At 41.5% G+C, this 25,965-nt stretch carries 25 protein-coding genes; 18 read left to right on the forward strand and 7 right to left on the reverse strand.

The genetic code is table 11. The features are described from left to right. From aroF to mazG, 12 genes are all read left to right on the forward strand, one after another. Positions 1-906, forward strand: a 906-nt coding sequence (gene aroF / locus BGC07_RS13770) for a 3-deoxy-7-phosphoheptulonate synthase (RefSeq protein WP_139121765.1), incomplete at its 5' end; no start/stop codon positions are given. A 13-nt stretch (positions 907-919) separates the two neighbouring features. Continuing rightward, a complete protein-coding gene (pheA, locus tag BGC07_RS13775; protein ID WP_069313567.1) occupies positions 920-1,942 on the forward strand; it encodes a chorismate mutase in 1,023 nt (340 codons plus the stop codon). Positions 1,943-1,999: 57 nt separating this feature from the next. Next, complete coding sequence (gene aroA, locus BGC07_RS13780) at positions 2,000-3,304, forward strand: 3-phosphoshikimate 1-carboxyvinyltransferase (protein ID WP_069313568.1); 1,305 nt, start codon at positions 2,000-2,002, stop codon at positions 3,302-3,304. Beyond that, complete coding sequence (locus BGC07_RS13785) at positions 3,295-3,831, forward strand: shikimate kinase (protein ID WP_069313569.1); 537 nt, start codon at positions 3,295-3,297, stop codon at positions 3,829-3,831. Before aroA ends, BGC07_RS13785 begins: the two co-directional genes overlap by 10 nt. Then, complete coding sequence (gene aroC / locus BGC07_RS13790) at positions 3,821-4,903, forward strand: chorismate synthase (protein WP_069313570.1); 1,083 nt, start codon at positions 3,821-3,823, stop codon at positions 4,901-4,903. Before BGC07_RS13785 ends, aroC begins: the two co-directional genes overlap by 11 nt. A 29-nt stretch (positions 4,904-4,932) precedes the next feature. After that, the gene (gene aroB, locus BGC07_RS13795; RefSeq protein ID WP_069313571.1) at positions 4,933-5,898 is read left to right on the forward strand and encodes a 3-dehydroquinate synthase; all 966 of its coding nucleotides are present in this window, start codon (positions 4,933-4,935) and stop codon (positions 5,896-5,898) included. A 251-nt stretch (positions 5,899-6,149) separates the two neighbouring features. Beyond that, entirely contained in the window at positions 6,150-9,650 is a 3,501-nt protein-coding gene (locus tag BGC07_RS13800; RefSeq protein ID WP_069313572.1) for a glycosyl hydrolase, read from the forward strand. Between the two features lie 243 nt (positions 9,651-9,893). Further along, positions 9,894-10,280, forward strand: coding sequence for a hypothetical protein (locus BGC07_RS13805; protein ID WP_069313573.1), 387 nt, complete (start codon positions 9,894-9,896; stop codon positions 10,278-10,280). Positions 10,281-10,870: 590 nt separating this feature from the next. After that, positions 10,871-11,422 (forward strand): hypothetical protein, encoded by a 552-nt coding sequence (locus tag BGC07_RS13810; protein ID WP_069313574.1) that lies wholly within the window; start codon positions 10,871-10,873, stop codon positions 11,420-11,422. 230 nt (positions 11,423-11,652) lie between these two features. Beyond that, positions 11,653-13,002: a 23S rRNA (uracil(1939)-C(5))-methyltransferase RlmD gene (rlmD, locus tag BGC07_RS13815; protein ID WP_069313575.1), complete on the forward strand. Its 1,350-nt coding sequence runs from the start codon at positions 11,653-11,655 to the stop codon at positions 13,000-13,002. A 70-nt stretch (positions 13,003-13,072) separates the two neighbouring features. Beyond that, entirely contained in the window at positions 13,073-15,277 is a 2,205-nt protein-coding gene (relA, locus tag BGC07_RS13820; RefSeq protein WP_069313576.1) for a GTP diphosphokinase, read from the forward strand. Between the two features lie 4 nt (positions 15,278-15,281). Continuing rightward, on the forward strand, positions 15,282-16,067 hold the full coding sequence (gene mazG / locus BGC07_RS13825; RefSeq protein WP_069313577.1) for a nucleoside triphosphate pyrophosphohydrolase: 786 nt from the start codon (positions 15,282-15,284) through the stop codon (positions 16,065-16,067). On the opposite strand, the gene BGC07_RS13830 is transcribed toward mazG, so the two are convergent. Then, positions 16,047-16,766, reverse strand: coding sequence for an LOG family protein (locus BGC07_RS13830; protein ID WP_069313578.1), 720 nt, complete (start codon positions 16,764-16,766; stop codon positions 16,047-16,049). The two genes, mazG and BGC07_RS13830, sit on opposite strands and share 21 nt — an antisense overlap. Positions 16,767-16,983: 217 nt before the next feature. On the opposite strand from BGC07_RS13830, the gene adk reads away from it, so the two are divergent. Beyond that, positions 16,984-17,646 (forward strand): adenylate kinase, encoded by a 663-nt coding sequence (adk, locus tag BGC07_RS13835; RefSeq protein ID WP_069313579.1) that lies wholly within the window; start codon positions 16,984-16,986, stop codon positions 17,644-17,646. A gap of 28 nt (positions 17,647-17,674) precedes the next feature. Next, positions 17,675-18,043: a thioredoxin family protein gene (locus BGC07_RS13840; protein WP_069313580.1), complete on the forward strand. Its 369-nt coding sequence runs from the start codon at positions 17,675-17,677 to the stop codon at positions 18,041-18,043. Positions 18,044-18,067: 24 nt separating this feature from the next. On the opposite strand, the gene BGC07_RS22600 is transcribed toward BGC07_RS13840, so the two are convergent. Together BGC07_RS22600 and BGC07_RS22605 are read right to left on the reverse strand one after the other, a co-directional pair. Then, a complete protein-coding gene (locus BGC07_RS22600; protein WP_235603223.1) occupies positions 18,068-18,811 on the reverse strand; it encodes an MFS transporter in 744 nt (247 codons plus the stop codon). Then, positions 18,789-19,406, reverse strand: a complete 618-nt coding sequence (locus BGC07_RS22605; protein ID WP_235603229.1) for an MFS transporter — start codon at positions 19,404-19,406, stop codon at positions 18,789-18,791. Before BGC07_RS22605 ends, BGC07_RS22600 begins: the two co-directional genes overlap by 23 nt. Positions 19,407-19,613: 207 nt before the next feature. On the opposite strand from BGC07_RS22605, the gene BGC07_RS13850 reads away from it, so the two are divergent. Together BGC07_RS13850 and BGC07_RS13855 are read left to right on the forward strand one after the other, a co-directional pair. Next, entirely contained in the window at positions 19,614-20,225 is a 612-nt protein-coding gene (locus tag BGC07_RS13850) for a DedA family protein (protein WP_069313581.1), read from the forward strand. 56 nt (positions 20,226-20,281) lie between these two features. Continuing rightward, entirely contained in the window at positions 20,282-20,464 is a 183-nt protein-coding gene (locus tag BGC07_RS13855) for a hypothetical protein (RefSeq protein ID WP_139121706.1), read from the forward strand. Between the two features lie 76 nt (positions 20,465-20,540). On the opposite strand, the gene BGC07_RS13860 is transcribed toward BGC07_RS13855, so the two are convergent. Next, positions 20,541-20,822: a cold-shock protein gene (locus BGC07_RS13860; RefSeq protein WP_069313583.1), complete on the reverse strand. Its 282-nt coding sequence runs from the start codon at positions 20,820-20,822 to the stop codon at positions 20,541-20,543. A gap of 190 nt (positions 20,823-21,012) precedes the next feature. On the opposite strand from BGC07_RS13860, the gene clpS reads away from it, so the two are divergent. Together clpS and clpA are read left to right on the forward strand one after the other, a co-directional pair. Next, entirely contained in the window at positions 21,013-21,366 is a 354-nt protein-coding gene (gene clpS, locus BGC07_RS13865) for an ATP-dependent Clp protease adapter ClpS (RefSeq protein ID WP_069313584.1), read from the forward strand. 51 nt (positions 21,367-21,417) lie between these two features. Then, a complete protein-coding gene (gene clpA / locus BGC07_RS13870; RefSeq protein WP_069313585.1) occupies positions 21,418-23,646 on the forward strand; it encodes an ATP-dependent Clp protease ATP-binding subunit ClpA in 2,229 nt (742 codons plus the stop codon). A 109-nt stretch (positions 23,647-23,755) separates the two neighbouring features. Here clpA and infA read toward each other — a convergent pair whose 3' ends face one another. From infA to trxB, 3 genes are all read right to left on the reverse strand, one after another. Next, positions 23,756-24,004, reverse strand: a complete 249-nt coding sequence (infA, locus tag BGC07_RS13875; protein WP_069313586.1) for a translation initiation factor IF-1 — start codon at positions 24,002-24,004, stop codon at positions 23,756-23,758. A 91-nt stretch (positions 24,005-24,095) separates the two neighbouring features. Beyond that, entirely contained in the window at positions 24,096-24,833 is a 738-nt protein-coding gene (gene aat, locus BGC07_RS13880) for a leucyl/phenylalanyl-tRNA--protein transferase (RefSeq protein ID WP_069313587.1), read from the reverse strand. Beyond that, the gene (gene trxB, locus BGC07_RS13885; protein ID WP_069313588.1) at positions 24,817-25,773 is read right to left on the reverse strand and encodes a thioredoxin-disulfide reductase; all 957 of its coding nucleotides are present in this window, start codon (positions 25,771-25,773) and stop codon (positions 24,817-24,819) included. Before trxB ends, aat begins: the two co-directional genes overlap by 17 nt. Positions 25,774-25,965 lie beyond the last annotated feature (192 nt).

Below are 25,965 nucleotides of genomic sequence, written 5' to 3' on the forward strand. Positions count from 1 at the left end.
ATTCATTTGAAAGGTGAAAATCCAAAGCAAGATGCTGAAAAAATAAAGGAAATTTTGCCAGAACAGGTGCGTTTGATTGATACTAAAAAAACTTACCCATTGGTTGATCGTGAAAGTTTACCTACAGGCTCTATTATTGATGTGGGTGGTGTTGCGATGGGTGGCAAAACGATTCAAGTGATCAGTGGGCCTTGCTCTGTGGAGACGCCGGAGCAGATGGTTGCTGCGGCAAAAATGGTTAAGAATGCAGGCTGTCGATTAATGCGTGGTGGAGCATTCAAGCCAAGAACCAATCCCTACAGTTTTCAGGGGCATGGTATTGATGGCTTAACGATGTTAGAGCAAGCGGCTCGGCCTAATGAGCTGCCGATAGTGACAGAGTTGTTAGATGTGAGGCATTTAGAACATTTCTTGTCAACAGGTGTGGATTTGATTCAAATTGGCACACGCAATATGCAGAACTTCGAATTATTAAAAGAAGTTGGACGAACAAAAACACCGGTTTTATTAAAGCGTGGCATGTGTGCGACGATTAAAGAGTGGTTGAATGCGGCTGAGTATATCGCAGCACATGGGAACTCAAATATTATCTTGTGTGAGCGTGGGGTACGTAGCTTTGAGAGTGCATATCGCAATATGTTAGATATCACTGCAATTCCAGTATTAAAGCGTGAAACGCATTTGCCTGTTATTATAGATCCGAGTCATGCTGGGGGCTGTGCTTCGCTGGTCCCTGCTTTATCGAAAGCAGCAATTGCTGCGGGTGCAGACGGTTTGATTATAGAGTCACATCATCAGCCCGAACAAGCGTGGTGTGATGCAGAGCAAGCGCTAAGCCCACAGAGTTTGGCGCAGTTGATGCAAGAACTGGCTTTGATTGCGAAAAGTGTTAATCGTGATATCTGAGAGGAAGATAGTAATGAATCCAGCATTGAATGAATTGCGTCATAAGATTGATGATATCGACCTTAAGTTATTAGATTTATTAAACCAGCGCGCACTATGTGCTTTAGAAGTTGCCTCGGTGAAAAAGCAGGCGAATATTGCGAAATTTTACTGCCCAGAGCGGGAACAGGCTGTTTTAAAAAGAATTCTTGAAAACAATCACGGGCCTTTGGAAGATAAAGCGGTTTATCATATTTTCCGTCAAATTATGTCATTGAACTTAAGTTTGCAGCAGCCATTAACCGTCGCTTGTTTAGGTCCTGAGGGAACTTATTCTGAAGAAGCGGCCTACGGGCAGCTAGGAGACTTCATTGAGCTTTCTTTGGAGAGCTCTTTTAGCGATATTACCAATAGGTTATTAGCTGAACAGGTAAAGTTAGCGGTTATGCCGCTTTATAATAGTACGACAGGAGTGATTGCTCCTGTGTTAGATCAATTGCTAAAGTCAGATGTATATATCAGCGAGGAACATCATTTGGCGATACAGCATAATCTATTGGTCAATGATAAGACTGTAGAGATTAATAAGATTTATGCACATGAGCAGTCATTACAGCAGTGTAAACGCTGGTTAAAGCGAAACCAAACAAATGTGAAATGCATTGCTGTTGCAAGTAATGGCGAAGCGGCGATCCGGGCTAAAAATGAGGTTGGCGCAGCAGCGATTGCATCAGCGCGCTGTGCTGAAAAATTAGGCTTAAGGATTCACGCTGAGCACATTATGGATGCGCTTAATAATACAACTACCTTTGTTGTCATTAATAAAGGGAAAGCTGAGATTAAGCCTAATCTATCAATATGTTACCTTTGGTTAAATCATCATGATGATCTTAATAGAGTGATTGAGCTTGCTGATACTGCAGGGGTGGATTATTGGCCGTGCTCAAAAGGTGTTCTCGTTAGGTTGTCAGAGAAGAATAAGCATGATAGGCTATCTTGTACTGTTAAAAAGGTACAGGATGAAGTGCGATCATGTCGTATTCTTGGCTGTGCCTAGATTAAGGTTTGATATTTTAAAGGTTATAAATTTTCGTGTTATTGGTTGAGTGAGATAATGAAAAAATTGCAGATTAAGCCGTCACAGTTGCAAGGCCGCATAGAAATACCATCCTCCAAGTCACATACGTTACGAGCAATTTTATTTGCCTCTTTAGCTGAAGGAAACAGTGGTATCGAATCTTTTTTGCCTTCGCCAGATGCGTATGCAATGATCGATGCTTGTCGAGCGCTGGGGGCAGAAGTTACCGTTATTGAGTCTGAAAATCGTTTGGATATTAAAGGAGTGTCGGGTCAGCCACAGCAGCCAGATAATATTTTAGATGCGGGTAATTCAGGCCAGGTTTTGCGGTTTGTTGGTGCAATTCTAGGTTTAATCCCAGGGTATAGCGTCATGACTGGGGATCACTCCGTACGTTTTAATCGCCCGGCTTTGCCTTTAATTGAAGGCTTAAAGCAGCTCGGCGCGGAGTGTATTTCAACGAAAGGGGATGGGCATGCGCCTTTGATTATTCGTGGGCCGATGCAAGGGAATCGTGCACAGATAGAAGGTCAAGATTCACAGCCGGTTTCAGCTTTATTAATCGCAAGTTTATTTATTCCAGGTGAGACAGAAATTATTGTCGATAACCCTGGAGAATTGCCTTGGTTGGACTTAACTTTAAGCTGGTTTGATCGTTTAGGTCTGTCTTATCAACGTGAAGGCTATACACGCTTTATCATTCCTGGAGTACAAAAAATTGCCGGTTTTAATTACCGAGTCCCGGGAGACTTTAGTTCACTTGCCTATCCTGTGGCCGCAGCTTTGGTGACGAAAAGCTCGGTGATTATTGATAATGTTGATTTAGAAGATGCTCAAGGCGATAAGAAACTACTCGATGTTTTAGTGAAAATGGGTGCTAATTTTGAATATAATGCGCTAGAAAAATCCTTGCAGGTGTTACCTGTAGAAAAACTTCAGGGTATTCGTTTTGATATTAATGAGTTTGTGGATGCGATTACCATTATGGCAGTGATTGCATGTCATGCCGAAGGACAAACGTTGATCTCGGGTGCGGGCATCGCGCGTAAAAAAGAGTCAAATCGTCTCACCGCAATTACCACAGAGCTGAAAAAGTTAGGTGCTGATATTGCAGAAACAGAAGATGGTTTGCATATTATGGGTGGACAATCGCTGACCAATCAGAAAAACTTGCAAAGCTATCATGATCATCGCATTGCTATGTCGATGACCGTTGCAGCGTTGGCAGCAGTAGGTGATTGCGAAATTGCTGACAGTGAGTGTATTGCTAAAAGCTATCCAAGTTTCGTTACACAAATGCAAGCGTTAGGTGTTAATATTCGAGAATTAGCATGCGCATAATTTTGTGTGGATCTAAAGGTGTCGGCAAAACGACTTTAGGGCAGCAGCTAGCCAAAGCAAAAAATTGGCCATTTTTTGATCTCGATGAACTATTAAAGAATCACTATAATCAGCAAGAAAATACCGAGTTTACTATCCCTGAAATTTTTAAAAATTTAGGTGAGACTGGCTTTCGTAATTTAGAAACTCAAGTGATTTTATCACTTAATTTACCTGAGTCTTGTGTACTTGCTACAGGTGGTGGTGCTATTTTAGCAAAAATCAATCGTCAGACTTTACGGCAATTAGGCCAAGTGGTTTATTTAGATGCTGATAGTAAGCTATTAGAGAAGCGTTATTTATCAGGGAAAAAGCCGGCTTATATCCATAATAGTATGGATAAAGGTTTGGCTGAATTTTTAAAACTTTGCCAAAACCGTCATGACTATTATCAACAAGCTGCACATCATAGTATTAAGATTAATTGCGATACAGCGCATTTAACGATTATGCAATTAGAAGCATTAGGAGAGTCTTGTGGCCAGTAATTCATTTGGACAAATTTTTCGTATTACGACCTGGGGTGAGTCTCATGGTAAAGGCATTGGTGTTGTGATTGATGGTTGTCCTGCCGGTTTAGTGATTAATGAAGATGATATTAATGCTGAATTGGACCTACGTGTAACGGGCAAAAATCGTTTTACTTCGCCACGTAAAGAAAAAGACCATGCACAAATTTATTCAGGAGTTTTTGAAGGAAAAACAACTGGTGCGCCATTGTCGATTGTCATTCATAACCATGATGCAGACTCGAGTAAATATGAGCCGATCAAAAATTTATTGCGCCCAGGTCATGCGAACTACACTTACCTGGAAAAATACGGTGTATTTGATTATCGTGGTGGTGGGCGCTCTTCGGCCCGTGAGACAGCGTGTCGAGTGGCTGCTGGGGCGGTTGCTAAAAAATTATTAGATCACTTTGGGATAGAAATTGCCGCAAGTATTCAATCGATTGGCTCTATTGATGCAAGTTTAAATGTAGAAAAACTACCTAAACTAAAACAAGCGATTTACCAACATCCATTATATTGTGCTGATCCTGCCGCTGGTGAGAGAATGATGGCAGAGTTAGATAGCGCGATTAATGATGGTGACTCCCTAGGGGGTATTATTCAGTTTTCTGCCATTGGTGTGCCTGTTGGTGTGGGCGACCCCGTTTATGAGAAATTGGAAGCTAATTTAGCAAAAGCGATGATGACACTGCCTGCAAGCAAAGGAGTTAGTATTGGGGAAGGGTTTTCAGCATCACGGATGCAAGGTTCTGAGCACAATGATTTGTTTGCAGAGGATAAAGCCTTATTAACCAATCATGCCGGTGGGACCTTGGGTGGAATTAGTACCGGAGAATGCATTAGTGGGCAAGTTGCGTTTAAACCAACGTCAAGCATTAAAAAAGCACAAGCAACAGCCAATATTACAGGGGAGAAAGCCAGCTTTTCACTACCTGAAGGTTCTCGTCATGACCCTTGTGTTGCGATTCGTGCGGTTCCTGTGGTCGAGTCTATGTTAGCTTTGGTATTGGCAGATGCTTTACTCGTGAACCGCGCGGCGAAATTATAAAAATAAATGGATAAGGTAAAAAGCATATTATGTTGCAGTTAGAAGTCACCACAAAACCGGCCTACAATATTGATATAGATTCAGGGCTATTAAAGTCAGATCAATTAATACAAGACTGCATCACGCTTTCTAAGCGAATCGTATTAATTACCGATGATCAAGTAAGAACATTGTATGCGGAACAGTTTAGGTCGAAGCTAGTGGAACAAAGCGCTGAAGTTTTGCTGCTCAGTATAGGTTTGGGTGAGGAGTGCAAAACACGCGAGGTGAAGCAAAGGCTTGAAGATGCCATGCTCGATGCAGGCTTTACACGAGATACTTTAGTGATTGCACTTGGCGGTGGAGTGGTGACAGATATTGCGGGCTATTTAGCCGCGACTTATTGTCGTGGTGTGCCGGTGCTATATATTCCAACTAGTCTACTTGCTATGGTTGATGCCAGCATTGGTGGAAAAACAGGGGTGAATACTCCTTTTGGCAAAAATATGATCGGAACAATCACCCAACCTGTGCGTGTTGTGATTGATCCTGGTGTATTGCAGACACTCTCAATGCGAGAACGCAAAGCGGGATTTATAGAGATTTTAAAACATGCTTTAATCAGTGATCGCGAGTTTTTTGATAAATTAACTGAGAATGCCAAATCTTTGCTAAACTTAGATAATAGAAAAGTACTGGCTGAAGTGATTCTTAAAAGCTGCCAAGTTAAAAAGCATGTTGTCAGCATCGATGAGCATGAAAAAGGCTTGCGCCAAGTTTTAAATTTAGGTCATACGATAGCCCACGCTTTAGAGATTGTCAGTGGTCATACCCTTAATCATGGCGAAGCGGTTGCTTTAGGTTTAATGGTTGAAGCTGATTATGCTGTGCGTTTGGGTGTTTTAGCAAAAAGCGAAAGCGATAAATTAATATATTTCTTAAAAATAAATGGCTTATTACCTAGTATTCCTAGATTAGGGTTAACAGAAATTCTAGCTGCTCTGACTCTTGATTAAAAAAGTACTGGATAAGAAAGTAAGGTTGGTTTTACTCGAAAAGATCGGTCTTGTTTATGTAAAAGATGGGCAATATAGTCATGTTGTTGATCAAGATATTTTAAATCAATCTATTCAAGCTATTTTATTTTAATCCAGTAATTTTAACTCTTTAAGCAGAAAAATATTTGTTTTTGATTTATTCATTTTAATTTAATAAATCATGTCTATGCCTTTTGTATGCAACGAAAGAAAATAAAAAGGTATAGCTTATGCGAAAAGAGGCAATCGGTTTGGTTTTAGGGCTATGGGGAAGTATCACAATTGCAAGTGATATTCCTCAGGGTGCTGGGCGCTATCTAACTGAGTTACCCGCACAAGATAGTGAGGGAAATAACTTAAGAAGTGTAAAGGGGGTAATCAAAAAATCGAATAGCTTTCAGGGGCCAATACCGACACATACCTGGTGGTCATCGTTAATTTGGGATTTTAATGGCAACCAGCCTCACTCACAACCGATGTTTGCCCATCCATTAGCTTTTCAGGCAGAAAAACAAGGATTAGGCATAGGTTATCCTGACCAGCCGATTGTTTATAATATTGAGTGGCAGGGTACTATTTATAATCGAGGGGCGGGTTATCGTTACTCTTATCAAAAAGATTTATTAGTTTCTTTGCAAGGTGAGCAGTTTGATAAAACGGTGGCAGAGAGTTACAGCGATTGGACGGTGGGAGCGCTTTGGCAGAATAGCCAAAACTCACTGAAAGCAACTTTAGGGCACGGTTTACCTTTTATCTATTTTGAGCGCTCTGGTAATCGTCCTGTAGAAGTGAAGTTAAATCGAGTATCTCAGCGAGCGATTGATTTTCCTTTTAAGTCGAAACGTTATCATTTCGAAAACTTACATGGGAGTTATCAGGGAGGAAATATTGGATTTAATATTCCTGTTAACGCCTTAGAGCCGGGTGCTGCTGTAAAAGTTAGATTTGCATTAGATTTTGATGGTGACGGCGAATCCGACCGTATAGAGCAATATGCTTTATTTCCGACTGATGGTTCTAGTGTTTCGTGGGAAATTTATAATGAAAACTCTCATGGCGGTATCGATCAAAACCACAGTTATGGTGATTATCAAAATTTTAATAATGGCAATGTTTCGATAGATATTTGGCGTAATTTTGGTTCTGGAGATATCTTAATTGATCAAAGTCAAGCTCGAGTTGTTTTACCTTATCAGTTAGATCGTACAAATATATTAAATTTTAATAATAATCGTGAAGGAAGTATTGCTAGATTAGAGCAGGATAAAAATGAAGTATGGTATCAAAATGCCAACGTGATGGGTTTAAGTGTTAATGGTCATCACTATGGCTTATTTGCCCCCAGTGGCAGTCAATGGAGTGTGAGTGGTAATCGTAGTTTAATAAGCTCGAATTTAGCAGGAAAAAATTATTGGTCAGTTGCCTTATTACCTGAAAAAAACATTGAGACTTTATTGGAATTTAAGAAATATGCTTATTCTTTTGTGACATCTGGAAAGGCTAACTATCAGTATCAGCCTGAAAGTTCTGAAATAGTAACAGATTTTATATTGAACTTTGATCAAAAAGAGCCTGCGAATCATAATAATCAAACAGTGATGGCTTTATATCCACATCAATGGAAAAATCTACTAGGCTCTCCAACGAATATAGAGTATCAGTCTTCAAGAGGAATGATGAAGGCGATTATCGATAATAAATTTAAAACAGTGCGAAAATTTTCAGGAATTATATCAAGTCTGCCCATTGATCCCTCTCAACAAGATCACTTGAAAGCCCAACTTATTGGTGAATATAACGCATTGCGTAATCAAGGTGGTTTTAGCAAAAAAGATACTTACTGGTTAGGAAAAGAGCTGGGGAAAGTTGCTGAATTTACTTATTTGGCTGATCAGCTAAATTTAACCAGTCAGAGAGATTATTTTATTGAGATTTTAAAAAGTAAGCTAGAGGATTGGTTCGAGGCTAAATTATCGTCATTTTTTTATTACGATCCTACTTGGCAAACATTAATTGGCTATCCTGCTTCTTATGGTAGTGATGATCAGATTAATGATCACCATTTTCATTATGCTTATTTTATTCGGGCCGCCGCAGCGGTTGCACGATTTGATTCGGTTTGGGCAAAGCAAAATAATTGGGGCGCGATGGTCAATTTATTGATTAAAGATGCAGCCAATCATGAACGGTCAGATGATAGTTTTCCATATTTAAGGCATTTTGACCCTTATGCGGGGCACTCCTGGGCATCAGGCCATGCAGCTTTTGCAGCAGGAAATAATCAGGAGTCTTCTTCAGAAGCAATGAATTTTGCCGCCGCAGTTTTGCTTTGGGGCCAAGCAACGGGCCAAGATAGCCTCAGAGATTTAGGTATTTATCTTTATGAAACCGAAGGCTCAGCAATTGACCAGTACTGGTTTGATGTAGATCAAGATATATTTCCAGAAGGTTATTTACACACAACCGCAGGAATTGTCTGGGCAGAGGGTGTTGTGTATAGCACCTGGTGGACTGCAAACCCAGAGGAAATTCATGGTATTAACTATTTGCCGATTACAGCAAGTTCGCTTTATTTGGGTCGATCTTCAGAATATGTCACACGCAACCTTAATGATTTAAAGAAAACCAATCAGTTTTATCATCAGCAGCGTAATGAACATAGTCGGGCGCACTATTATGATCGTTGGCAGGGATTGATTGGGCAATACCAGGCGCTGACTGATACGAACCAGGCTTATCGTCAGTACCAAGAAAACAATAATTTTACACCTGAGTTTGGCACCAGTCATGCACAGTTGATCCATTGGTTGACTAGTTTAAACCACTTGGGCTTACCTGACTTCACCATTTATGCGAATGACCCTTTAGCGGTTGTGTTTACTAAAAATGGTAAGAAAAACTATGTGGTTGATAACCCTTCAGCACAGAGTAAAACCGTAACATTCTCTAATGGTACAACAGTTATTGCAAAAGCTAATCAGCTAACGCTAATACATGAGGATAATCTGACTCAACAGCAAGAAACAGGAACTTCAGATAATGCCAATGAGTCTGAAGATAACTCAACGTCAAATGGGCCTGTTGGTGATCAAAGCGATGATACCTCCTCTTTTTCTGATGGAGTCATTGAACTTGAAGATAATGTCCTACTTAAAATTGATCAGCAGGGCGATGAATATATTATTGAGCTAGAAACCGATAAAGATCGTCGTTATGCCATTATTCATTATTTTGCTAAAAATGGCGTGCCTCAGAATGTGACTCTAACTAAAAATGGACAAAAATTTACTGGGAGGTTTAGGAATTTAGATGGCAGCCGACCTATACGCTTTACCATCGCAGATGCTGATCGAGTGCAATTCACCACTGCTGCGGTTGATGTGGTTGTGGCCGATAATAGTGATACCGACTCAGGAGAGCCTACACAAAGCCAGCCGAGTGAAACAGAAGAAAATTTAGGGAGTATGGTGATACTTGAGGATAATCTACAGCTGTCAGTTACTCATGATAATGGAATTTATCAAATCCAAGTTGAGAGTCATGAGGAGCGTAGTTATATGATTATTCACTACGTTGATTTTCGTGGCATTCCTCAAAATGTGACGTTATGGAAGCAAGGTAAAATGTTTTCAGGGCAATTTAGTAACTTAGATGCTGAACAACCTGTATCTTTTACTGTGGCTGATGAGCAACGAGTACAATTTACGACAGAAAAAATGCAGATTGGTTAAATAAACATGGCTCTGCGTGATTTTTGCACCAAGAATTTCTCCGGTAGGAGTCTTTCAAAACCTGGCAAACGGCGTGCTGTTATTGTTTTCTTCGCTCCACCGGCCAAGCTCTCAATTTCATCCTCGCCGAGTAAGTGTATTCGGCACTTTGGTTGGGTGTATGAACACCACTGCCGCCTTTACAGCGGCCACCAGAGTCAGTAGTATATTTGTTCATTTTAAATTAGTCATAAGGATATAAGCATGGCTTTATCTAAAGCTCTACTACAGATTTTAAGCATTGTTGTACCTTTTATTGGAACCACAATAATTGTAATAACACCGAAATTGTTCGAAGCATGGGAAAGTAGAAGAAAATCAATAGGCAATATATTGAACGACTTGCTTTTGCCTGAAAACAAACTAAATAAACTAAATACCATTACAGTTTCAATAAATAAAAACTTGGATATACTTTGTCCAGATAATTTATTTCCTAGCTTTATAATTGAGTCTCATGAACCAGATAAGCACCTTAGAAACCTTAAGGTCTGTAGAAATCATGTAACAAACTCTTCAAAAAAACTTGATAATTCACTATTCATCGAGCGTTCGACAGAAAAAAGGAAAAAAAGTAATATTTTGGAATAAAGTTAAATCTATTGCATGGGACATTTTTTAGTGGTGGTAGCGTTCTGTTATTTTTTGGGATTTACATATTAATGATAATATTTTCCAAACACTCCCAATTTTCTTGGAGTACAAATTTACAGCTCCTGTGTATTGGGGGTATGGCAGTTGGATTTATATACCTACTGAACACAAACCATTATAAAGCAAAAATACATTTACTTAATGCCTTTTATAAATATTATGACAATTTAAATGCCAGCACCTACTTATCAAGTGTTAAAGAGTCCTATGCTGACCAAAATGGTGATAGAGCCAAACAATATGATTAATAGTCTGGGCAGGAAAACAATGATTCTTGGGTATGTGAAAGCATGTCAAATCTTAAAAATGAAAAATTTGCACTATATCAGCTAATTAGTGTGACGATGCACTTCTATCTTCATTGTTCATATGAAAATGTCAACGTGACCTATTTAAACTTACTAATTCATTGCCACAATAAGTATATTTGCAGAGTATTTCTCATTTTTTGATTTCTTGTTTTTCATGAAGCTACTATATTAATGGCTTGCCTAAAATGTGTTACTCTCAAATTTGGGGTAATACATATGCGACGGTTTATTGGTACATTATTGCTTGTGGGACTGGTTGCTCTTGTGGCAACTTATTGGGTTGCACGTTTTGAAATACCTGTTCTTGTGCAAGGTGAATTAAAAAAGGCACAGAAAGCTGAATTAAGTGCAAATCTTTCAAGTTTGAGTTATAGCGATATTGACGCAGGGTTTACCTTTTTAATTAATGGCAGTTTTCAGTTACATAATGTTGAAATTCAACTAAGCGATTTGCCTGGAGTAACTTTATTTGCGCCAACTATTTCTGTTACCGGCTTTGAGCAAGGAACGGTGAAAGGACTACAAATCGATCAGCTTTACATCAAAAAAGATAAAGCTGAAATAAGTAATGATAGCAATGTACTGGCTGATTTATCGGATTGGTTTTTTACTATACATTATTATCAAAATTTACAAGACCGGCAGAAAAAATTAGATCTTAATATTTATAAAAAAATACTTTGCTTGCTGAAATTGGGATGTCTTTATCGACTGAGCAATCCCTCATTGCTGCTTTGCATGATTGGTACCAAACTGGTGGAAAATTAAATAAGTTAAGGGCGAATTATGAAAACTTCGGTTTGGAAAAGGAACTGGTGAAGCTGCCAAAGTCGCTGAGCCGTGTGCAGCTTGCTGTAGATCAATTGGCATCTGGGCGTAGTTGATAAAGGTTTTTGCTGCATAGACTACAGTTTTTGAGGAGTTATTTTTGTTGAAAGCGCTAGAGCCTGTTAAAATGGTGCTTTTGATTTAATCGTAAGCAGTAAAGAAGGGTCATAATGGCAAGACGGCGACATAAACCTGTTCCTAAAGAGCCTGTGCAAGCAGTCATTGATAAGATGGATCATGAGGGGCGTGGCATTACCTATCATGACGGGAGGACTGTGTTCGTAGATGGCGCTTTGCCTAAGGAAGAGGTGGTTTTTCAATATGTTTCGCGCCGTGCTAAGGTGGCTGAAGCACGTACCTTAGAAGTTATTCAAGGCTCAGCGGAGCGTGTGGATGCAAAGTGTCCTCATTTTTACCTATGCGGTGGTTGCTCGTTGCAGCATATGGCGCCTGAGGCACAGATTAATTTTAAACAAAATGTTTTATTAGAGCAGCTTGAGCATTTTGGTAATGTTCAGCCTGAAGACGTCTTGCCGCCTTTGGTCAATAAAGAGCCGTGGGCTTATCGTCGTCGAGCGCGGTTGGGTGCGCGTTATGTGCACAAAAAAGAGAAGGTTTTGGTTGGTTTTCGTGAAAAACACAGTAGCTTCTTAGCCGATTTATCAAGCTGTAAGGTATTAACTGCTAATGTGGGTGAAAATTTAGAAGAGTTTAAAACTTTGTTTTCAAGCTTGGCGGCGAAAGAAACTATTCCACAGATTGAAGTTGCAGTGGGTGATGAGCAAACCGCGTTGATTATTCGTCATCTGGAGCCGTTGAGTGATGATGATCTAAAAATATTAATAGGATTTTGTCAGCGTTTGGACTTCGAACTTTACTTGCAGCCTAAAGGGCCGCAGACGATTCATCGGGTTTATCCAGACCCTGTGCCAGGTATTATACCCGGGCAAGAGCGTTTATCGTATCGTTTACCTGACTTTAATTTAGAGTTTAAGTTTCATGTCAGTGACTTTACTCAGGTCAACGGTGGAATTAACCGTCAAATGGTGCCTTTTGCAATTGATTTACTGGCTCCGAGTAAAGACGATAAAGTATTGGATTTATTCTGCGGTTTAGGGAACTTTACCCTGCCGATTGCAACTCGTGCTAAAGAGGTCGTCGGTGTTGAAGGCAGTGAGCGCATGGTTGAACGTGGTTATGAAAATGCCAAGCTAAATAATTTAGAGAATGCTCGTTTTTATGCCGCTGATTTATCACAGCAAGGGCAGCAAGCGCCTTGGTATGATGAGCAATATGACTTGATTCTGCTCGATCCTGCACGTAGTGGTGCTGATGTGTTGGTCAGTAATATCGAACGCTTTGGTGCTAGGCGTATTGTTTATGTGTCTTGTAATCCGGCGACGTTATCTCGTGATGCTGGAATTTTGGTTGAAAAAGGTTATCGCTTGAAGAAAGCTGGGGTGATGGATATGTTCCCTCATACCGCTCATGTTGAATCGATCGCTTTGTTTGAAAAATGATTCGACGCTTAAAGAGAGTATGTTAGGCTAGAAATCTGCAGGTCGGTGACAACAGTGGAGCATAATATTCATGGTACAGGTGCGAGAGGAAGTGCGTCCATCTCTCGATGAGGATGCCACTCAGTTTGCAAGTTGGTTAAAAAGTGTTCATGAAACTTTAGGTTATCAAGATGAGCAAATCACGCTTATTGTGAAAGCCTGTGAACTGGCCCAAAAGCAAGGGCGTGAGACAATTGCTTTATCGGGCCATAGCGCCTATTACCAAGGCCTTATGATGGCCGATATTTTAGTCGAACTGCATGTTGATCATGAAACCTTTGCTGCAGCAATTTTATATCCATCGTATTGTTATGGTGCATTGAGTCATGATGATATTAGAGATAATTTATCGTCAGACCTAGCGAAGATTGTGACGGGTGTCAAACGTATGGAGGCAATGCAAACAATTCGTCGTGGCAAGGATATGACCTCGATGGATCGGCTTCGTAAAATGCTGCTCTCTATGGTTGAAGATGTTCGGATTGTCTTAGTCAAGCTTGCTGAGCAGGCGTTTGCTTTAAGGGCGGTGAAAGAAGAAGCTGAACCGGTACGTAAGCAAATTGCACTTGATGTTCAAGAAATTTACGCCCCGCTTGCAAATCGATTGGGGGTGGGCCAGCTTAAATGGGAAATGGAAGACCTTGCTTTTCGTTATCTAGAAAAAGAAACTTATAAGCGTATCGCTAAATTGCTCGATGAAAGACGCTTGGATCGTGAGCGTTATATTCGTAATGTTATTGATGATTTGGAAAGTGCATTGGCAAGTGCTCACATTGAAGGTGAAGTCAGCGGCCGGGTTAAACATATTTATAGTATCTGGCGTAAGATGCATAAAAAAGGGTTGGCCTATGATGAAATTTATGATGTGCGTGCTTTGCGCATTATGGTCAATGAAGTTAAAGACTGTTATGCGGCTTTAGGCGTTGTGCATTCCTTGTGGAAACATATTCCGCGCGAGTTTGATGATTATATCGCAACACCGAAAGAAAATGGTTATCGCTCGATTCATACGGCTGTCGTGGGTCCTGAAGGAAAAACGGTTGAGGTGCAAATTCGTACCTTTAGTATGCACGAAGAAGCTGAATTGGGTGTGGCTGCACACTGGCGTTATAAAGAAGGTGTGAAGCATGATGCCAGCTATGAATCTAAGATTAATTGGTTAAGGCAGTTACTCGACTGGCAAGAAGAAGTGGCTGATGCAAAAGATGCGATTGATGACTTAAAGGCGCAAGTGGTTGACGATCGAGTGTATGTCTTCACTCCGCAGGGTGATGTGATGGATTTGCCTCGTGGAGCAACGCCTTTGGATTTCGCTTATCATGTGCATACCGAAGTGGGTCATCGCTGTAAAGGTGCGAAAGTGGGAGGCGTCATTGTTCCGCTGACTTATGAGTTAAAAACCGGGGATCGTGTTGAAATATTAACCTCGAAACACGGTGAACCCAGTCGTGATTGGTTAAGTTCACATTTGGGTTATTTAAAAACAACGCGTGCACGTAACAAGGCCGCATCTTGGTTTAAGCAATTACGCCGTGAAGATAATATTATTGAAGGTCGGGCAATTTTAGAGCGTGAAGCGGAGCGTTTAGGGGTTGAGAGTATCGACTATGCGCGTTTAACTGAGCGTTATAAAATGCAATCGGAAGATGATATTTTCATTTCTGTTGCTTGTGGTGAATTGCGACCTTTGCAGCTGCTTAATTATTTGCAGCCGGCAGTAGATAAAGAACAAGAAAAAGAACCGATTATTATCACTCCATCATCACCTGTCGCACAAAAAGATGCACAATTAGGTGAGGTCGTTGTTGCTGGGGTTGATAACTTAATGACGCATATGGCGCGTTGCTGTAAGCCTGTGCCTGGAGATAGTGTCGTGGGTTATATTACTATGGGACGTGGTATTTCTGTGCATCGGCAAAACTGCCCAAATGTCGCTTGGCAGCGTGTGGAAAAATCACGTTTGGTTGAAGTGCAATGGGGGACTGTTGAGTATCAGTCTTATCCTGTTGATATTTGTATTTGGAGTACGGAGCTAGACCATACGACCAAGGCGTTAATGATGCTGCTCTCTGGTGAAAAAATGGCGGTGCAGTCTTTGAATGTACAACGTGAAAAAAAAGGGCAGCCAGCGATGATCTTGCTCACGCTTGAAGTCGAAGGGTTGGATATATTGGGTCGGCTGCTTGATAAAATCCAGCAATTATCTTCAGTGACAGAAGTAACACGTAAGCGATAATGACATGGTGAGTGATAAAAAAATAAAAAAAGAAGTTATCGAAGTCGTTATAGAGAAATTGCTTGATAAGAAAAGTGGTGATGCATGGTTATGTCATCAATCTGTTGAAAGTTTAACGGCTTATATTATTGAAGAGGCTTATGAATTGGTTGCAGCGATTAGCGCAAAAGAGCCTTTATCGATTAAAGATGAATTGGCAGATGTGCTATATCAGGTGTTATTGCAAGCATATCACCAAAACGTTAGCCTCGATGAGATTTATGTACACTTGGAAAAGAAATTAAAACAGCGCCATAAAAGTGTATTTAATTGTGCAGATAGAACGCTAAAAGCAGAAGAGTCTTGGTTAGAAATTAAAAACCAAGAAAAGCAGCAAGTGCCTGAACAGCTATTAGATCATGTTGATGATTCATTGCCGGGGTTGCAAAAAGCATTGAAGATGCAGCGTGTTGCGGCAAAAATCGGTTTTGATTGGCCTGAAGTGACAGGGGCTATTGAAAAATTAGATGAAGAAGTAAGTGAGCTTGTTGATGCTGTTAAGGCAAAAGATCAGGCGTTAATTAGTGATGAGATGGCAGATGTTTTGTTCTCGAGTGTCAATATTGCCAGACTATTGAAGGTTGATCCTGAGGTTGCATTGCAGCAGGCGAGTCAAAAGTTCAGGCAACGTTTTAATTATATCGAAAATGAGCTTAAAAAATCGAAGGCTAGCCTTGAAGAAGCTAGCCTTGAGCAAATGGAATTACTGTGGCAAGAAGCAAAATTGAAACTAGAGACGAACGGAAAGTGAGTGCTGGTCTAAAGCAAGGTCATTTTCAGCATGGTGTGCTTTAATAATTTTTATCACCTCATCAGGCGTGTCTGCCATTTCGAATAAATTCATATCTTCGGGTGAAATCATCTTTTGTTTAACGAGAACATCGTCGAACCAGTTGACGAGCCCTTGCCAGAACTCCGAACAGACAAGCACGATGGGAATGGCCCGTACTTTGGCGGTTTGAATCAAGACTAAAATTTCACTCAGCTCATCGAGAGTGCCATAGCCTCCTGGCATGCAGATGTAGGCAGAAGCATACTTAATAAACATGGTTTTGCGTGAGAAAAAGTGACGGAATTTAAGGCTGATGTCTTGATAAGGGTTGTTACATTCTTCAAAAGGGAGTTGTATATTCAAGCCGATACTTAATGATTTTCCTTCAGAAGCGCCGAGATTGCCTGCTTCCATCATCCCCGGGCCGCCACCGGTGACTATGGAAAAGCCTTCTTCTGAGAGGCGTTTTGAGATTTGTCGGGCGAGCTTAAATTGAGGGTCTGAAGAGGGGGTGCGAGCTGAGCCAAAAATACTGACTGAAGGGCTAATATGGGCAAGGCGCTCATAACCTTCGACAAACTCTGCGATGATTTGAAAAATTTGCCAGGTCTCATTGTCTCCTGTAAAGCAGGAGTCTGGTGAGGCGTCTGGGTGAGGTCGGTTACGTTTTTTGTTCATTTTGGATCCTTTTTATTATCTTGAAATTGCATCTTAAACATTAACTTTTTGTAGGGTCACTACCTCCTTTTTAAGCCTAGCTGATTTTTGTCTTGTTTTCCAAGTAGATAGCTAACTGAAGTGAGAAGATAGGCTGAGTTTTATTTCGCCCAAGCTTAAATCGTTTTATGTTAAAATAGGCTCTTATGTTTTTAGTGACTGAAAGGTAAGAAGATACATGCGTATTATTTTATTGGGTGGCCCAGGTGTGGGCAAAGGAACTCAAGCACAACGTTTAACTGCACGTTATGGCATTCCTCAGATTTCTACAGGTGATATGCTGCGTGGTGCAATACGTGAGGGGACGCCTTTGGGTTTAGAAGCGAAAAAGATTATGGATGAGGGTGGCCTCGTTTCTGATGACATCATCATTGGCTTGGTGAAAGAGCGTATCTTAGCCAAAGATTGTGAAAATGGCTTTTTGTTAGATGGTGTACCACGGACGCTTGCCCAAGCTGAAGCATTAAAAACGGCGGGGGTGAAAATCGATGTCGTGGTTGAGATTGATGTTGCAGATGAGGAAATTATCAAGCGATTAAGTGGTCGCCGGATTCATTTACCTTCAGGGCGTACTTATCATGTTCATTATCAGCCGCCTAAGAATGAAGGTCTCGATGACGAAACAGGGGAAGCCTTGGTTCAGCGGGATGATGATAAAGAGGAAACTGTGCGCAAGCGTTTAAATGTGTATTATGAGCACACTTCACCATTAATTGATTATTATCAGCAATGGGAAAAAGAAGGCAGTGCATTTGCTCCTCGTTATGTTAGAGTGGAAGGTGTAGGTGATGTCGCTGAGATAGAACAACGCATCTGTGATGGAATAGATAATCGATCATAACAATAATGGATAGAGGAGCCGTATGCTGATGGAAAGTCTGGTTTGTTTAACCAATGAGAATTTTGATCAAACTGTTGGGGAAAATGATCTGACGGTGGTCGAGTTTCATGCGGACTGGTGCGAGCCTTGCCGCACCTTTGATAAGGTGTTCGCTAAGGTGGCAAAAGAGCATGGAGATGTTGTTTTTGCTAAAATTGATACCGAGCAAGAGGTTGAGCTTGCACAGGAATTTCATGTGCGGTCGATTCCACGCTTGATGATCTTTCGAAAAAATGTTGTTGTTGCGGATCAAGCAGGTGAGCTACCCTTTGATGTTGTTAATGACTTGGTTAAGCAAGCAAAAGCGCTGGATATGAATGATATCCACCAGCATATGGCAAAGCAGTTTTTATCTTAGATTACTTTAAAATATATCCTTATTTTATGGACAGGCGACTTGGCTCTGTCCTTTCTCGTCGTCATTGTCATCTTGTTTATTGAGCCTGTCCTGATGATCTTTTTCTAGCTTGTGACGTAATAGCCAAACGAAAAATAGACACGGTAGTGAAATAATAAAGCTCCAGAAAAAAAACTGTGCCCAGCCTAAGCTGTCAACCATTCTTGCAGCAATAGGCCCTAACCAGGTTCGACCAAATAGCGAGAGTGAGGTAAATAAAGCATATTGGGTTGCAGTGTAGTTCAAATTACATTGCGACATCAGTAAGGCGACAAATGCTGCGGTTCCCATGCCACTAAAAAAGTGTTCTGCGAGTGCGGTGATGACAAAAATACTATAGTTTTTGCCAACAATCGCCAGCCACATGTAGCCTAGATTAGCGATGGCTTGCACTAAGCCAAAGAGCATCAGCGAGCGAAATAATGACAGGCGTAGCATTAATAAACCACCGACAATGCCACCGGCGATAGAGCCAATAATGCCAACATTTTTATTGATAACACCAATGGCATCTAAAGAAAAGCCAACACCTTTGATTAGAAATGTCGTATTCAGTGCAAGTGCTAAGGCATCGCCAATCTTATAGGTTAAAATAAGTAAAATAACCAATAGGGCAATATGAAGCTTTTGCCTGGAAAAGAAGTCAACGAAGGGTTCGTAAATGGCTTTTACGAAAGTAATAGGGGCACGTCCTTCGTTTTTGGGGTTAGGGCCAAAAAAGCGTGGCAAAGATGCCGATGAGCATGCAAAAACTCATGATGATATAAGTGAGATGCCAGCCAATATGTTGAGCAAGAATAAGGGCAATAGAGCCTGAAAGAATAAAGCTGATGCGCCAGCCCGTCACCCCTAGAGATGCACCTAAGCCACGTTCATTCTCATGTAAGACTTCTGTCTGGTAAGCGTTGATTACGATATCTTGGCAAGTAGAAAACAGCGCAACACAGGCACCAATAACCATGAGTATGGGAATGGCCTGCCCTGAAAGGGTTATGGTATGAGTTGGTTTAAATGTGCTCATCAGCAAAATGGTTGTGAGTAATGCGAGCTGAAATAACAACAACCAGCCACGGCGTCGACCGAGTATAGGCAGCCGATAACGGTCGATCAAAGGCGCGATAAAGGGCTTTAGAGTATAGGGTAAGCCAATGAGGCTTGCGGCGCCGATGGTTTTCAAGTCTAGCCCCGCTGTTGTAAACCATGCTTGTAAGGTACCGGCGATAAGAGCAAAAGGTAAGCCTGAGGAAAAGCCCAGCAGAAAAACGGTTAAAATGCGGGGCTCAGTTAAGGCGTATAGGTAAGTTCGCCATGGGGCTGTAGACACGTAAAGCGCTCCTGCTGGTTTTATTTTTATATTATCTAGCCTAAATAAGGCCATTTATGGGCTGCGTATTGTCTGGGTATTCAGTTAGCCTTAATAGCGCCAGGTTAACATTAATCTTCGCTGTTGGCGATAGAGATTTCTGTTGTCAAAACCCCATTTACGTTCGCTTTATGTTAGACTGGACGCTGAATTTTTGGAGCTGATTGAGTGCTAGACTGGATATACCCATATATTACGCCGATTTTACTTTGGCTGGAACATCATATTTATATCATGATGTTTTTTGCTGCCTTTATAGAAGGTGAAACATTTTTATTATTGGCTGGGATAGAAGCAGCCCATTCGATTAGCAGATATGGGGCTTTGCACTTGCCCTTACTGATTTTGATCGCAGTGATTGGTAGCACCATTCACGACCAGCTTTTGTTTGCGCTAGGGCGCTTTTGGGGAGGGCCGTTACTGGCCCGCTGGCCAAAGATTGAGAAAAAAGCCGCCCATGTGCAAAGGTTGCTAGAAAAATATGATATTTGGTTGATACTTGCCTTACGTTATGCGTATGGTTTGCGGACGGCGATCCCTATTGTACTAGGAACAACAAAGATGCCTTGGGGGCGGTTTTTTATTTTTGATGTGATCGGTGGGGTGTTGTGGTCATCAACCTTTATTTTGGGGGGGTACTACTTCGGTATTGCTTTGAAGGAGTTGTTGAAGCATTTAGGTCACTATAAGGGTGCTGTGATCGTTGCCTTGGTTGTTCTGGTTATTGCGATCATTATTTTTATTTGGCGAGGGCGAAGAACAAAGCGGTCTGAAATGTAAATCGACTTGTACTACACTGAGGATATCGGTGTTTTTTTTGATGGATTTTGGAGAACATGATGAAAAGGATGTGCTTGTGGAGCCTTTTAGGGGTTGTTTTTGTTGGTCTGGCTGGATGCACTAGCCCAGCACATCGTGACCAGCAACAAACACAGTCAGTCTCTTCGGTCGATAAAGGTCACAATGTGCAGTCCCTACAAAAGGGTAGTGCGGCTGCGACGTTAGGCAAGGGCAAGTAATTTAATGGCGGAATATTCTTAGTGTGTGAGGAAAGCAAAGCGGACTTTCCCTCACAGCACTCATGGATAGACTGAATTAATTCGATGAATCTTCAGGCGTGTTGAGAGTAGATGCCTCAGTTTGAAAGTTATGGCTAAACATTGTGTCTTGTGCCTTATCAATATAAATATTGGTTGCGTATAAGCCCTTTGCTCCCTGGTTAGTCTCATAACTGACAGGTTGTCCTGTCTTTAATGTTTTATAGCCTTCCATGCCAATTGATGAAAAGTGTGCAAAAAGATCGGCACCTCCCTCAGCGGGGCGAATGAACCCGTAACCTTTTGCATTGTTGAACCATTTAACGAATCCTATTGCCATATCAACATCCCTTGGGTTGATAACTACCAAAACCAAGCACTAGCCAGAGTAGTGCTTTTCCCTTAATCTGAGCTTTTATAATGATCTATATTCGGTTGTGTCGTCAAGGGGTTAAATCATGTTTAAATACCTTGTTATTATTTGATTGATTGAGATAAACGAATGACAATTAGGCTATAAGGGGAGATGAATGAGCAAAAGATTGACTAAACTTTTAGGTATGGCGCTCGAAAAAGAGGATATGGAAGGTGATGTTGCAACAGAAGTCGCACGACCCAAATTGCAAGTTCCTCCCATGTATAAGGTTGTGCTTCTCAATGATGATTATACACCGATGGATTTTGTCGTTGATATTCTTAAGCGGTATTTTACGATGGATGAAGAGAGAGCAACGGTGACGATGTTGGAAATACATACTAAAGGTCGAGCGACCTGTGGTGTTTATTCTCGTGATGTTGCTGAGACTAAAGTCGCTCAGGTGAATGATTATTCGAAAGAATCGGGCTATCCTCTGTTATGTATTGTAGAGGTGGATAAGTCATGAAGATTGAGGTGTGAAACGTGTGTTGTGTGCTGAGTTTGGTGGAGTAGGGGTATGTTAAGCAAAGATCTAGAGATGACACTTAACTTAGCTTTTAAAGTCGCTCGTGAGAAGCGTCACGAGTTTATGACTGTAGAGCACTTATTGTTAGCGTTACTAGATAACACCGCAGCTGCGAGTGTTTTGCAGGTGTGTGGGGCTGATTTAGAGCGTTTACGGCACTCTTTGTCGCAGTTTCTTGATGAAACAACGCCGTTGATTCCGAACAATGACTATGATCGTGATACTCAGCCGACGTTAGGTTTTCAGCGAGTGTTGCAACGTGCTGTTTTTCATGTTCAATCTGCAGGGAAAACCGAAGTGACTGGTGCAAATGTGCTGGTCGCAATTTTTGGTGAGCAAGATAGCCAGGCGGTTTATTTTCTAAGGCAGCAGAACATTACTCGCCTTGATGTAGTGAATTATATTTCTCATGGCATCTCTAAAATCCATGATGACGATGCGGCTGTGGACTATGATCAAGCTCCTCAACAAAGTACTGAGCGTGATGAGACTGAAGAGGCGATGGTCGGGCCGTTAGAAAGTTTTGCTGTTAATTTGAATGAAAAAGCGCGTCAAGGCTCAGTTGATCCTTTGATCGGTCGTAATGCAGAACTTGAACGTGTTGTACAAGTATTGTGCCGTCGCCGTAAAAATAACCCTCTATTGGTCGGTGAAGCCGGTGTGGGTAAAACAGCGATTGCTGAAGGCTTGGCTTGGCGTATTGTCGAAAAAAATGTGCCGGATGTGATTAATGAAAGTGTTGTTTATTCATTAGATCTAGGTGCCTTATTGGCTGGGACTAAATATCGGGGTGATTTTGAGAAACGCTTTAAATCGGTCTTACGTCAATTGCAGAAAGTCAAAGGCGCAATTTTATTTATTGATGAAATTCATACGATTATCGGTGCAGGTGCGGCCTCGGGTGGGGTGATGGATGCATCGAATTTGATTAAGCCCTTATTGAGTAGTGGTGAACTTAGGTGTATGGGGTCAACGACCTATCAAGAGTATCGTGGCATTTTTGAAAAAGATCGTGCATTAGCCAGGCGGTTTCAAAAAATTGATATCACCGAGCCGAGTGAAGATGAAACTTATCACATTCTAAAAGGCTTGAAGAGCCGTTTTGAAGAGCACCATAATATTCGCTACTCAGATTCGGCTTTGAAGATTGCAGCTGAATTATCAGCACGTTACATTCCTGATCGCTTTTTGCCGGACAAGGCCATTGATGTTGTCGATGAAGCGGGGGCGTATCAACGATTACGTGAAAGTGACAAGCGTAAAAAGGTCATTACAGTAACAGACATAGAAAAAATTATTGCAAAGATGGCGCGTATTCCAGAAAAACGAGTGTCTGCTTCAGATCGTAAATCTCTGGAAAACTTGGAACGAGACCTTAAAATATTAATTTTTGGCCAAGATGAAGCCATAGAAGCGCTAGTTTCTACGATTAAGATGTCACGAGCAGGTTTGCGTGATGAAGCTAAGCCTATTGGTTCGTTCTTATTTGCAGGGCCGACAGGTGTGGGCAAGACTGAAGTCTCTCGCCAACTATCAAAATTATTGGGTGTGGAGCTCGTGCGTTTTGATATGTCAGAGTACATGGAAAGTCACAGTGTTGCGCGCTTAATCGGTGCACCTCCAGGTTATGTCGGCTATGATCAGGGGGGGTTATTGACAGACGCGGTAACTAAGCAGCCTCATTGTGTTTTATTACTGGATGAAATAGAAAAAGCTCATCCTGATATATTTAATATTTTATTACAGGTCATGGATCATGGAACTTTAACGGACAATAATGGCCGTCAGGCGGATTTTCGCCATACTATTGTCATTCTGACAACAAATGCAGGCGCCTTTGAAGAGTCTCGCGCTTCTTACGGCTTCTTTGAACAAGATCATGCGGCAGATGGTTTAGAAGGTGTTAAAAGAGCATTCTCTCCTGAGTTTAGAAATCGTTTGGATTCTATTATTCGCTTTAAGCCGTTGTCATTCGATGTCATTAAGCATGTGGTTGATAAGCTGATTTGCGAACTGCAAGTTCAGTTGGATGATAAAGGGATACAGCTAGACATTGATGATGAGGCACGGGGTTGGCTTGCTGAACACGGCTATGATCAGAAGATGGGAGCACGACCGATGAGTCGATTGATTCAAAATGTCTTAAAACGCCCACTGGCTGAAGAGCTTTTATTTGGCAAGCTATCGCAAGGTGGTGCAGTGCACGTGACCCAAAAATGAAGGCGAGCTTTGTTTAGATTTTGAGGACGAAGAGGCTTAGAGTTATTTTAAGCGACATGCTCTGAACAAGCTGTTCAATAAAAAAGCCATCAATTTTGATGGCTTTTCGTTAACGGCCTTGACCGCCTTGATTCTTACGCTCATTACCACGGAAGGTAATGCGACCTTTACTGAGGTCATAAGGTGTCATTTCAACTTTGACTTTGTCACCGGTTAAAATACGGATGTAATTTTTACGCATGCGCCCTGAAATGTGAGCCGTGATAATGTGCCCATTCTCAAGCTCTACGCGGAACATTGTGTTCGGTAATGTTTCAAGGACAGTGCCTTCCATTTCAATGTTTTCTTCTTTTGCCATTGCTCATCTTCACTTGTTAGAAATTGTATGCAGTTAGCCCTGGTATTTAGGGATTGCCGTCAGAATGGGGCTTATCATACATGATTTTCAATTAAAAGTAACTAGCTAGAGATTCTATAACCATTTCATTTGCTTGCGGCCAATATTGATCAAGCTGATTATTGTTTCTGCTGTGTTCGAGTAATTGCAGATAGCTGTCTCGAGAAATATTGCTAACACCGAGCGTTACCAGGTGTGAGTTAAGGAGTTGGCAGTCGATTAACGTTGCCTCCCAACGTCTTAATAAAGCCGCGAGTGCTGCAAAAGCCAGCTTAGAGGCATTGCTTGTGGTTTGAAACATAGATTCACCACTAAAAATTGTCCCGGTGTTAACGCCATATAAACCACCGACGAGCCTGCCGTGTTGCCAAACCTCGATTGAGTGAGCGTGTCCTGCATCGTAAAGTGTGGTATAGGCCTGAATCATTTCTTCTGTAATCCAGGTGCCTTGGTGGGCGTGTGCTTTGGCGCAGCATCGCATGACTTTATTAAAACAATGGTCAACAGTCACTTGAAATACTTGCTTTTTAATAAGCTTTTTTAGGCTGCGCGAAAGATGAAAGTCTTGAGGAGGCAAAACGGCTCTTAAGCTTGGACTCCACCATAAGATAGGCTCTTCTTCTGCAAACCAAGGGAAGATGCCTTTATGATAGGCGTGTATTAGGCGCGCTTTACTTAAGTCACCGCCGATGGCTAGAAGGCCATCGGGGTCGCTGAGTGCGTCTGCAGGTTCTGGAAAGTGAATTGTGTCTGCATTAAGGAATGCGGGTAGCTTAGCTTGCGAATTCATCGAGATAGCGCTCAGCATCGAGTGCGGCCATACAACCTGTTCCTGCGGAAGTGACCGCTTGACGGTAAACAGAATCAGCAACATCGCCGGCAGCAAACACACCAGGAATGCTAGTAGAAGTTGCGTTGCCATTGAGGCCGCCTTTAATGGTGATATAACCGTTTTCCATCTCAAGCTGATTATTGAAAATTTCGGTATTTGGGGTATGACCAATTGCAATAAAGACGCCATTGGTGTCTAGCTCTTTAGTCGTTTGGTCTTGTGTGCTCTTTAGACGTACGCCTGTAACGCCTTGCTCATTGCCAAGAACTTCATCGAGGGTATTATTCCATTCAATTTTGATGTTGCCGTCTTTGGCTTTTGCCATGAGTTTATCAATTAAAATTTTCTCAGCGCGCAAGCTATCACGACGATGAACTAGGGTTACTGTTTTAGCAATATTTGCAAGATAAAGGGCTTCTTCAACGGCCGTATTGCCACCACCAATGACGACAACATCTTGATCTCGGTAGAAAAAGCCATCGCAAGTTGCACAAGCTGAGACACCACGACCCTTGAAGGCTTCTTCTGAATCTAAACCTAGGTAGCGAGCAGACGCACCCGTGCAAATGATAAGAGCATCGCAGCTATATTGACCAAAATCGCCGTCGAGTAAGAATGGGCGTTGATTTAAATCGATTTTTTGAATTTGATCGAAAATAATTTCAGTGCCGAAACGCTCTGCATGTTTCTTCATGCGTTCCATCAGCTCTGGGCCTTGAACGCCTTGGTCATCACCTGGCCAGTTATCGACATCTGTTGTTGTTGTGAGTTGGCCACCTTGCTGCATGCCACTGATCATCACTGGCTTTAAGTTTGCACGAGCCGCATAGACGGCTGCGGTGTAGCCGGCTGGACCTGAGCCTAGAATTAATAGGCTAAAATGTTTTCTTTCGCTCATTTGTTATTGTTCTCCGAAGCTAAATGTTTTACTCATCATACGTGAAAAGCCTAGAGCCTGGCTAGTCCTGCCAAACTCCTTGAGTTATTGTGATTTCGAGCGCTATTATCCTTGATTAATAACAGTTTGTTAAATCGTTTTTTTATATTAGACTCATCGGCATTATCAATCAGGCTATCTTAACCTAATTTA

It is taken from the genome of Piscirickettsia litoralis (genome assembly GCF_001720395.1).
Lineage (GTDB): Bacteria > Pseudomonadota > Gammaproteobacteria > Piscirickettsiales > Piscirickettsiaceae > Piscirickettsia > Piscirickettsia litoralis.